At 36.9% G+C, this 5674-nt stretch carries 8 protein-coding genes; all 8 read left to right on the top strand.

Translation table 11 applies throughout. The features are described 5' to 3' along the window. The first annotated feature begins 49 nt into the window (after positions 1-49). Positions 50-541, top strand: a complete 492-nt coding sequence (locus FJ213_12590) for a hypothetical protein (protein ID MBM4176989.1) — start codon at positions 50-52, stop codon at positions 539-541. Next, positions 528-869 carry a serine kinase gene (locus FJ213_12585; GenBank protein MBM4176988.1) on the top strand — a complete coding sequence of 114 codons (342 nt, stop codon included), beginning with the start codon at positions 528-530 and terminating at the stop codon, positions 867-869. Before FJ213_12590 ends, FJ213_12585 begins: the two co-directional genes overlap by 14 nt. Beyond that, a complete protein-coding gene (locus FJ213_12580; GenBank protein MBM4176987.1) occupies positions 869-1609 on the top strand; it encodes a PHP domain-containing protein in 741 nt (246 codons plus the stop codon). The genes FJ213_12585 and FJ213_12580 overlap by 1 nt, the downstream gene beginning before the upstream one ends. A gap of 1 nt (position 1610) precedes the next feature. After that, positions 1611-2150 (top strand): ATP-binding protein, encoded by a 540-nt coding sequence (locus FJ213_12575; protein MBM4176986.1) that lies wholly within the window; start codon positions 1611-1613, stop codon positions 2148-2150. A 10-nt stretch (positions 2151-2160) separates the two neighbouring features. After that, positions 2161-2628, top strand: coding sequence for an NAD(P)H-dependent oxidoreductase subunit E (locus tag FJ213_12570; protein ID MBM4176985.1), 468 nt, complete (start codon positions 2161-2163; stop codon positions 2626-2628). Between the two features lie 21 nt (positions 2629-2649). Further along, complete coding sequence (locus FJ213_12565) at positions 2650-3033, top strand: (2Fe-2S) ferredoxin domain-containing protein (GenBank protein MBM4176984.1); 384 nt, start codon at positions 2650-2652, stop codon at positions 3031-3033. 24 nt (positions 3034-3057) lie between these two features. Then, a complete protein-coding gene (locus FJ213_12560; protein MBM4176983.1) occupies positions 3058-4890 on the top strand; it encodes an NADH-quinone oxidoreductase subunit NuoF in 1833 nt (610 codons plus the stop codon). A 14-nt stretch (positions 4891-4904) separates the two neighbouring features. Next, the coding region (locus FJ213_12555) for a 4Fe-4S dicluster domain-containing protein (GenBank protein MBM4176982.1) at positions 4905-5674 on the top strand (770 nt) is incomplete at its 3' end.

The raw sequence follows: 5674 nt of genomic DNA, 5'->3' as shown, positions 1-5674 counted from the left end.
TGGAATAAACTATTGCATCAGAATATTAGAAGATATTGAAAATGGAAAGTTGAGAGATATACAATATATCGAATGTCATTCATGTCCAAATGCTTGTGTCGGTGGATCTTTAACAATTGAGAATCAATATATCGCTCGCGGAAAAGTTTTGAAGATAGTTGAAAAATACGGGTCACAACCTTGTCAAGAAAGAGAATATATACGCGAGCTGTATAGGAGAAATTTCTTCTCTCAGCTTGGCAAAATTTCAGCAAGTCCGATTAAACCACTCGATGACGATATATCTAAAGCAATTCAGAAGATGAAACAGAAGCAAAAAATTCTTGACATGCTTCCCAAAATTGATTGCGGAATTTGTGGCGCACCAACTTGCGAAACTTTTGCTGATGATGTAATCAAAGGATTAACGTGTGCTGATGAGTGTATTATTCTTACAGTTAAAAAGTTTGAGTCGATGGGGGGAAACTTATGTGAAACCGCACAGAAGCACAGCAGAAAAATTCAATCAAGATGGGAAAGTGGAAAAAATGAAAATAAGTGAATTAGTTAATCTTGCAAATTTGAAAATCAAATGTGGAAACGAACACTTAGAAAGAGAAGTAACTGGTGGTTATTGCGGTGATTTGCTGAGTGATGTAATGGCAAATAGTAAAAACGGAAATATCTGGATAACAATGCAAGTTCATTTAAATATTGTTGCTGTTTCGGTTTTAAAAGAACATTCGGCAATAATTCTTGTAAACTCTCGTCAGCCAAATGAAGATACACTAAAAAAAGCTGTCGAAGAAAATATTCCGATTTTAATCAGCGATTTACCGGCTTTCGAATTAGCAGGAAAAATCAATTCTTTCGGAATTGGAAAAAATTGATGTTAAAAAAGTTTATGGCAGATTTACACATACATAGCTGTCTTTCTCCTTGTGGTGAGCTGAGCATGACTCCGCAAAAAATAATTAATGAAGCAAAGAAGAAACAGCTCGATTTCATAGCAGTCAGTGATCACAATTCTGCCGAAAATATTTCAGCGATTTTGAATGTAGCTGAGAAAAATAGTTTAACTGTAATTCCGGCAATGGAAATCTGCTCCATTGAAGAAGTTCACACTTTAGCATTATTTAGAGATTTAGATTCTGTTCTTGAAATGCAGTCGATTGTATATAATAATCTAAAAGGGAAAAACAATCCCGACGTTTTTGGACTTCAAGTGATTGGAAATGAAAATGACGAAGTCGAAGGCTTTGTGGATAAACTCTTGATCGGTGCAACAGAATTATCAGTGGATGAAATAGTTAATCAGGTTCATACTCTTGATGGTTTGGCAATTGCTTCACATATCGATCGGGAAAGTTACAGCGTTATAAGTCAACTCGGGTTTATTCCGCAAAACCTGGAATATGATGCACTGGAAATTTCGAGTAATATTTCAGTGGAAGAAGCTCGAAATAGATTTGCAGAATATTCAGTAAGACCATTCATCAGAAATTCAGACGCTCATAAACTGGAAGATATTGCGAAGTGTACTACACAGTTTTTTATTGAAGAACCATCTTTTGATGAAGTGAAAAAAGCATTCAAAAATATTGGCGGAAGAAGTATAGGCATTAACTGAGATGGAAGATTTATCCCTGCACATTCTTGATATAGCTGAAAATTCTGTTAATGCAGGTGCAAAAAATATTGAAATTACTATTAAGACAGATAAAGAGAATGATTTACTCATACTCGAAATTATAGACGACGGACAAGGAATGGAAAAAGAATTTGCTGCAAATGCAGCCGATCCGTTCCAAACTAAAAGAACAACTCGAAAAGTTGGTTTAGGTCTTGCATTTTTAGATGAAGCGACTAAACAAACAGAAGGAAAATTAACAGTCGATTCATCAAAAGGAATTGGGACCAAAATTCGAGCAACTTTCAAATTGAGTCATATTGATACAAAACCTGTAGGAGATATTGCTGAAACATTGGTAATGCTCATTGCTGGAAATCCTGAAATCGATATTAGGTACAATCATTTTCTATATGGTTCAAAATTCATCTTTGATACCAAGGACATTAGGGAATCTTATCCAACTTTACAAATCAATTCTGTAAACGTTCTTGGATTCATAAGAAAATTTATTCGCGAAAACATAAATATAAAAAAATAATGGAGATAATATGGAATATGTAGCGGCAGAAAAGGCTCAGCAAATTATCGACCGCTGGGACCGTAAACCGGAGAATATTATTGAAATGATGCATGACATTCAAAATGAATTCAACTATTTGCCTTACGACATTCTCATGGAAGTATCCCAAAGAGCAAATGTTCCTATTGCTAAAATTTACAATATCGCAACTTTCTATAATGCATTCAGTCTTAAACCAAAAGGTAAACATCGCATCCATATTTGCATGGGAACTCCTTGTCATGCATTAGGTGCCGAAAGACTAGTAAGTGCAATTGAAAGAGAATTGGATATAAAATGTGGCGATACGACTAAAGATATGAAGTTTAGTCTCGATATCTGCGGATGCGTTGGTACTTGCGGGCTTGCTCCGGTTGTGATAATTGGGGATGAATTGTATGGACCGATTTCTGTTCAGGGTGTACCAAAATTGATAAAGAAATATGAGGGAAAATAAAATCTTAGGAGATAAATTTTTATGGCAAAATTAAAAATCGAAGACCTTGATAAAATTGCCGAAGATGTCAAACGGAAAATGAATATCCGTGAAGGTGCTGGGCGAGTTAAAATAACAGTCCACATGGGAACTTGTGGAATAGCTGCGGGTGCTCGAAATGTTATGAACACATTTCTAAACCTCATTGCACAGAATGATGTAAAGGATGTGATTGTTACAACTTCAGGTTGTGCGGGACTTTGTAGCCGCGAGCCGATGGCTACTCTTGAGCTTCTCGGACAAGCTCCCGTTAAGTATGCGGATCTTAATGAAGAGCGGGCAAAAAAAATATTTGAAGAACATGTGATGAAAGGAAAATTTGTAGAGGAATGTGTGTTATCGGTTGGCAGTGAAAGAATTCAATAATCCTGAAAATAATGGAGTAAGCGAATGAAAAAATACAGAGTTCAAGTAATGGTTTGTACTGGTACAGGTTGTGTTTCAAATCATTCTTTTGAAGTAAGAGATGCTCTTGAAAAGGAAATTCTTAAAAATGAATTACAACATGAAGTTGAAGTTGTTAATACCGGATGCAATGGTTTTTGCGGTGCAGGGCCGATTGTTGTCGTGCAGCCTGATAATATTTTTTATCAATTATTAAAACCCACCGATATGCAGCTTATCGTTCAGGAACATTTTTTAAAAGGAAGACCTGTTAAAAAATATTTATACACTCCTCCTGAAGAAAAAACTCCGATTCCAAAAATGTCTGATATTCCGTTTTTCTCAGATCAAACTTTAATTGCCCTGAGAAATCGTGGTATGATCGATCCGGAAAATATTCAAGACTATATCGCAAGAGGAGGATATAAAGCTTTAGCTAAAGTATTAACCTCAATGACACCAAATGAAGTACTTAATGAAATTAAAGCTTCAGGATTGAGAGGAAGAGGTGGTGGAGGATTTCCAGCAGGAGTAAAATGGGAATCTTGCAAGAAAGCTCATGGTTCAAGAAAATTTGTCATATGTAATGCCGATGAAGGCGATCCTGGTGCATTCATGGATAGAAGTATAATTGAAGGCGATCCGCACGCCGTTATCGAAGGAATGATAATTGGTGCATATGCAATCGAAAATGTTTCTGAAGGTTTTATCTATGTTCGTATGGAATATCCGTTGGCGATAAAGAGATTTCAAATTGCTATTGAGGCAGCTCGTGAATTCGGATTACTTGGTAAAAATATTTTCGATAAAGAATTCAATTTTAATATCGAAGTTCGACGTGGTGCTGGTGCATTTGTGTGCGGCGAATCTACAGCACTCATGGCATCGATTGAAGGTAAACCAGGAGAACCGAGAGCCAAATATATTCATACGGTTGAAAGAGGATTATGGGATTGTCCTTCATGTCTTAACAATGTTGAAACATGGGCAAACGTTCCGCAGGTAATGTTAAAGGGTGCAAAATGGTTTTCAAGTATTGGTACTGGAGATGTTTCAGTTGATCCTTGGGGTGGAAGTAAGGGTACAAAAGTATTTTCACTCGCTGGAAAAGTGAATAATACAGGATTAGTAGAAGTACCAATGGGAATTACTTTGCGAGATATAATCTTCAAAGTTGGCGGTGGAATAAGAGAAGGGAAGCGATTTAAAGCTGTTCAAACTGGAGGACCTTCAGGTGGATTCATTCCTGAAAGTCTTCTTGATTTGCCTGTTGATTATGAAGAACTGAACAAAGTCGGTTCAATGATGGGTTCAGGTGGAATGGTTGTCACCGATGAAGATAATTGCATGGTCGATATGGCAAAATACTTTTTGAAATTCACTCAAGAAGAATCTTGTGGTAAATGTATTCCATGCCGCGAAGGAACAAAACGAATGCTCGACATACTCGAGAAAATAACCGTCGGCAAAGGAACTGAGGACGATTTGGTTCTACTTGAAGAATTATCCGATTGGATAGTTGAAGCCTCGCTTTGTGCTTTAGGAGGTTCCGCACCTAATCCGGTTCTTACAACTCTGAAATATTTCCGAGAAGAATATGAAACTCATGTAAGAGATAAAAAATGTCCAGCTCATATATGTCGTCAGTTGAATGAGTACATAATAGATGAAAAAACATGTATTCAAGTCGGACATGGTTGCAGCGTATGTAAGAAACATTGTCCCGATGCTGCAATTATTGGTGAAACTAAAAAGATTCACTATATCGATCCAGCCAAATGCGGAAAGTGCGGCGTTTGTTATGATGTATGTAACTTCAACGCAATTTATATTCAATAGAAGGAAGTTTTATTATGGTATCTGTTAAAATTGATGATAAACAAGTTCAAGTTGCTGAAGATACTTCGATTCTTAAAGCAGCAGAAAAAGCCGGAATATGGATTCCAACAATGTGTTACAGCGAATTGTTCGAACCTTATGGCGTTTGTCGTTTGTGCAGTGTTGAAGTTGTTAGAGGAAAACGAAGTCGCGTAGTTACAGCATGCAATTATCCATGCAGAGAGGGACTAACTGTCTATACGAATTCTGAGAAGATTCAATGGATTCGAAAACTTATCATTGAAATGATGCTTTCGCGTTGGCCCAATGTTAAAGTTGTTAAAGACATGGCGGAGAAACTTGGTGTTACTCAACCAAGGTTCGAATCTCTCGAACGTGATGAAGATCCAAATGCTTGCATACTTTGTGGCATGTGTGTAAACGTCTGCCGCGATCTTGTGAAAGCTGAAATTCTCGGATTTTCAAATCGTGGAATTAAACGTGAAGTAGTCCTTCCATTCGATATGAAATCAGATAAATGTATCGTATGCGGTGCTTGTGCACAAGTTTGTCCAACGGGTCATGTAAAAATGATAATTGAAGATTATCGTGGTAAGAAACCTGAATTCACACTTGGCGCAAAGACTTCTATTTATGTTCCATCCATGCAGGCTGTTCCACGAGTTCCGGTTATTGACACAACTTCATGCATACATTTCCAAACTGAAGGTTGTGAAATATGTTCAAAAGTATGCGAGCCAGAGGCAATAAATTATAAAATGGAAGATGAAATTGTCGAATTCGA

The sequence above is a fragment of the Ignavibacteria bacterium genome, from assembly GCA_016873845.1.
In the GTDB taxonomy this organism is placed as follows: Bacteria; Bacteroidota; Ignavibacteria; order Ch128b; family Ch128b; genus JAHJVF01.
Note: the sequence above shows the minus strand (reverse complement) of the source record. Positions and strands in the feature narration are given on the sequence as shown.